The organism is Streptomyces sp. NPDC059582, from assembly GCF_042735715.1.
Lineage (GTDB): Bacteria > Actinomycetota > Actinomycetes > Streptomycetales > Streptomycetaceae > Streptomyces.
The window spans coordinates 1-5,029 of the sequence record NZ_JBHWCC010000115.1 but is presented as its reverse complement, the minus strand read 5'-3'; the positions used below and the strand labels follow the sequence as shown (position 1 = coordinate 5,029).

2 rRNA genes are annotated in these 5,029 nt (G+C 57.4%); both read left to right on the top strand.

From position 1 onward, the window contains the following. Window positions 1–52: 52 nt before the first annotated feature. Window positions 53–1,578: ribosomal RNA gene (locus ACFV0T_RS42060) — 16S ribosomal RNA — on the top strand. Window positions 1,579–1,886: 308 nt separating this feature from the next. Beyond that, window positions 1,887–5,007: ribosomal RNA gene (locus tag ACFV0T_RS42055) — 23S ribosomal RNA — on the top strand. The 16S and 23S rRNA genes sit together here, the layout of an rRNA operon. The last annotated feature ends 22 nt before the right edge of the window (window positions 5,008–5,029 follow it).

The following is a 5,029-nucleotide window of genomic DNA, read 5'->3' as shown; positions in this document are numbered from 1 at the left end:
ATTCCTCCTCTCGCACCGCTCTCGTGGTGTTGCACCCGATTACGGGTAAACATTCACGGAGAGTTTGATCCTGGCTCAGGACGAACGCTGGCGGCGTGCTTAACACATGCAAGTCGAACGATGAAGCCCTTCGGGGTGGATTAGTGGCGAACGGGTGAGTAACACGTGGGCAATCTGCCCTTCACTCTGGGACAAGCCCTGGAAACGGGGTCTAATACCGGATAACACGTCCACTCGCATGGGTGGAGGTTAAAAGCTCCGGCGGTGAAGGATGAGCCCGCGGCCTATCAGCTTGTTGGTGAGGTAATGGCTCACCAAGGCGACGACGGGTAGCCGGCCTGAGAGGGCGACCGGCCACACTGGGACTGAGACACGGCCCAGACTCCTACGGGAGGCAGCAGTGGGGAATATTGCACAATGGGCGAAAGCCTGATGCAGCGACGCCGCGTGAGGGATGACGGCCTTCGGGTTGTAAACCTCTTTCAGCAGGGAAGAAGCGAAAGTGACGGTACCTGCAGAAGAAGCGCCGGCTAACTACGTGCCAGCAGCCGCGGTAATACGTAGGGCGCAAGCGTTGTCCGGAATTATTGGGCGTAAAGAGCTCGTAGGCGGCTTGTCACGTCGGGTGTGAAAGCCCGGGGCTTAACCCCGGGTCTGCATTCGATACGGGCTAGCTAGAGTGTGGTAGGGGAGATCGGAATTCCTGGTGTAGCGGTGAAATGCGCAGATATCAGGAGGAACACCGGTGGCGAAGGCGGATCTCTGGGCCATTACTGACGCTGAGGAGCGAAAGCGTGGGGAGCGAACAGGATTAGATACCCTGGTAGTCCACGCCGTAAACGGTGGGAACTAGGTGTTGGCGACATTCCACGTCGTCGGTGCCGCAGCTAACGCATTAAGTTCCCCGCCTGGGGAGTACGGCCGCAAGGCTAAAACTCAAAGGAATTGACGGGGGCCCGCACAAGCAGCGGAGCATGTGGCTTAATTCGACGCAACGCGAAGAACCTTACCAAGGCTTGACATACACCGGAAAGCATTAGAGATAGTGCCCCCCTTGTGGTCGGTGTACAGGTGGTGCATGGCTGTCGTCAGCTCGTGTCGTGAGATGTTGGGTTAAGTCCCGCAACGAGCGCAACCCTTGTTCTGTGTTGCCAGCATGCCCTTCGGGGTGATGGGGACTCACAGGAGACCGCCGGGGTCAACTCGGAGGAAGGTGGGGACGACGTCAAGTCATCATGCCCCTTATGTCTTGGGCTGCACACGTGCTACAATGGCCGGTACAATGAGCTGCGATACCGTGAGGTGGAGCGAATCTCAAAAAGCCGGTCTCAGTTCGGATTGGGGTCTGCAACTCGACCCCATGAAGTCGGAGTTGCTAGTAATCGCAGATCAGCATTGCTGCGGTGAATACGTTCCCGGGCCTTGTACACACCGCCCGTCACGTCACGAAAGTCGGTAACACCCGAAGCCGGTGGCCCAACCCCTTGTGGGAGGGAGCTGTCGAAGGTGGGACTGGCGATTGGGACGAAGTCGTAACAAGGTAGCCGTACCGGAAGGTGCGGCTGGATCACCTCCTTTCTAAGGAGCATCTAGATCTCGCAAGAGATCCAGAGCCACTACGTCGGCAAACGTCCGACGGTGGTTAGCTCATGGGTGGAACGTTGATTATTCGGCCGGATTGTCGGGTCGGAGGCTTGCGAGTACTGCTCTTAGGGGCGTGGAAAGCATGATCTCCGGACGGGATCGGGTCGGGCACGCTGTTGGGTGTCTGAGGGCACGGCCGATTGGCTGCCTTCAGTGCCGGCCCCAGTGAACTTGCCTGTAAGGGCAGGGTGATGGGTGGTTGGTCGTTGTTTGAGAACTGCACAGTGGACGCGAGCATCTGTGGCCAAGTTTTTAAGGGCGCACGGTGGATGCCTTGGCACCAGGAACCGATGAAGGACGTGGGAGGCCACGATAGTCCCCGGGGAGTCGTCAACCAGGCTTTGATCCGGGGGTTTCCGAATGGGGAAACCCGGCAGTCGTCATGGGCTGTCACCCATACCTGAACACATAGGGTATGTGGAGGGAACGCGGGGAAGTGAAACATCTCAGTACCCGCAGGAAGAGAAAACAACCGTGATTCCGGGAGTAGTGGCGAGCGAAACCGGATGAGGCCAAACCGTATGCGTGTGAGACCCGGCAGGGGTTGCGTATACGGGGTTGTGGGATCTCTCTTTCACAGTCTGCCGGCTGTGAGGCGAGTCAGAAACCGTTGATGTAGGCGAAGGACATGCGAAAGGTCCGGCGTAGAGGGTAAGACCCCCGTAGTCGAAACGTCAACGGCTCGTTTGAGAGACACCCAAGTAGCACGGGGCCCGAGAAATCCCGTGTGAATCTGGCGGGACCACCCGCTAAGCCTAAATATTCCCTGGTGACCGATAGCGGATAGTACCGTGAGGGAATGGTGAAAAGTACCGCGGGAGCGGAGTGAAATAGTACCTGAAACCGTGTGCCTACAAGCCGTGGGAGCGTCGGGCAAGCACTTGTGCTTGCCTCGTGACTGCGTGCCTTTTGAAGAATGAGCCTGCGAGTTTGCGGTGTGTTGCGAGGTTAACCCGGGTGGGGAAGCCGTAGCGAAAGCGAGTCCGAATAGGGCGTTTCAGTAGCACGCTCAAGACCCGAAGCGGAGTGATCTAGCCATGGGCAGGTTGAAGCGGAGGTAAGACTTCGTGGAGGACCGAACCCACCAGGGTTGAAAACCTGGGGGATGACCTGTGGTTAGGGGTGAAAGGCCAATCAAACTCCGTGATAGCTGGTTCTCCCCGAAATGCATTTAGGTGCAGCGTCGTGTGTTTCTTGCCGGAGGTAGAGCACTGGATAGGCGATGGGCCCTACCGGGTTACTGACCTTAGCCAAACTCCGAATGCCGGTAAGTGAGAGCGCGGCAGTGAGACTGTGGGGGATAAGCTCCATGGTCGAGAGGGAAACAGCCCAGAGCATCGACTAAGGCCCCTAAGCGTACGCTAAGTGGGAAAGGATGTGGAGTCGCACAGACAACCAGGAGGTTGGCTTAGAAGCAGCCACCCTTGAAAGAGTGCGTAATAGCTCACTGGTCTAGTGATTCCGCGCCGACAATGTAGCGGGGCTCAAGCGTACCGCCGAAGTCGTGTCATTGCAGCATATAGCCCCAACGGGCGCTGTGATGGGTAGGGGAGCGTCGTGTGCCGGGTGAAGCTGCGCCGGAAGGCAGTGGTGGACGGTTCACGAGTGAGAATGCAGGCATGAGTAGCGATACACACGTGAGAAACGTGTGCGCCGATTGACTAAGGGTTCCTGGGTCAAGCTGATCTGCCCAGGGTAAGTCGGGACCTAAGGCGAGGCCGACAGGCGTAGTCGATGGATAACCGGTTGATATTCCGGTACCCGCTGTGAAGCGTCAAACATCGAGCATCGTGATGCTAAGGCCGTGAAGCCGTTCCGGACCCTTCGGGGAAAGGAAAGTGGTGGAGCCGCCGGACCAAGCGGTTAGTAGGTGAGTGATGGGGTGACGCAGGAAGGTAGTCCATCCCGGGCGGTGGTTGTCCCGGGGTAAGGGTGTAGGCCGTGCGATAGGCAAATCCGTCGTACATGTGGCTGAGACCTGATGCCGAGCCGATTGTGGTGAAGTGGATGATCCTATGCTGTCGAGAAAAGCCTCTAGCGAGTTTCATGGCGGCCCGTACCCTAAACCGACTCAGGTGGTCAGGTAGAGAATACCGAGGCGTTCGGGTGAACTATGGTTAAGGAACTCGGCAAAATGCCCCCGTAACTTCGGGAGAAGGGGGGCCACGTCTGGTGATGAGCTTTGCGCTCTGAGCTGGGGGTGGCCGCAGAGACCAGCGAGAAGCGACTGTTTACTAAAAACACAGGTCCGTGCGAAGCCGTAAGGCGATGTATACGGACTGACGCCTGCCCGGTGCTGGAACGTTAAGGGGACCGGTTAGTCAAGATTCGTCTTGGCGAAGCTGAGAACTTAAGCGCCAGTAAACGGCGGTGGTAACTATAACCATCCTAAGGTAGCGAAATTCCTTGTCGGGTAAGTTCCGACCTGCACGAATGGCGTAACGACTTCTCGACTGTCTCAACCATAGGCCCGGTGAAATTGCACTACGAGTAAAGATGCTCGTTTCGCGCAGCAGGACGGAAAGACCCCGGGACCTTTACTACAGTTTGATATTGGTGTTCGGTTCGGCTTGTGTAGGATAGCTGGGAGACTTTGAAGCGGCCACGCCAGTGGTTGTGGAGTCGTCGTTGAAATACCAGTCTGGTCGTGCTGGATGTCTAACCTGGGTCCGTGATCCGGATCAGGGACAGTGTCTGATGGGTAGTTTAACTGGGGCGGTTGCCTCCTAAAGAGTAACGGAGGCGCCCAAAGGTTCCCTCAGCCTGGTTGGCAATCAGGTGTTGAGTGTAAGTGCACAAGGGAGCTTGACTGTGAGACCGACGGGTCGAGCAGGGACGAAAGTCGGGACTAGTGATCCGGCGGTGGCTTGTGGAAGCGCCGTCGCTCAACGGATAAAAGGTACCCCGGGGATAACAGGCTGATCTTCCCCAAGAGTCCATATCGACGGGATGGTTTGGCACCTCGATGTCGGCTCGTCGCATCCTGGGGCTGGAGTCGGTCCCAAGGGTTGGGCTGTTCGCCCATTAAAGCGGTACGCGAGCTGGGTTTAGAACGTCGTGAGACAGTTCGGTCCCTATCCGCTGCGCGCGCAGGAATATTGAGAAGGGCTGTCCCTAGTACGAGAGGACCGGGACGGACGAACCTCTGGTGTGCCAGTTGTCCTGCCAAGGGCATGGCTGGTTGGCTACGTTCGGGAGGGATAACCGCTGAAAGCATCTAAGCGGGAAGCCTGCTTCGAGATGAGTATTCCCACCCACTTGATGGGGTAAGGCTCCCAGTAGACGACTGGGTTGATAGGCCGGATCTGGAAGCCAGGTAACTGGTGGAGGTGACCGGTACTAATAGGCCGAGGGCTTGTCCTCAGTTGCTCGCGTCCACTGTGTT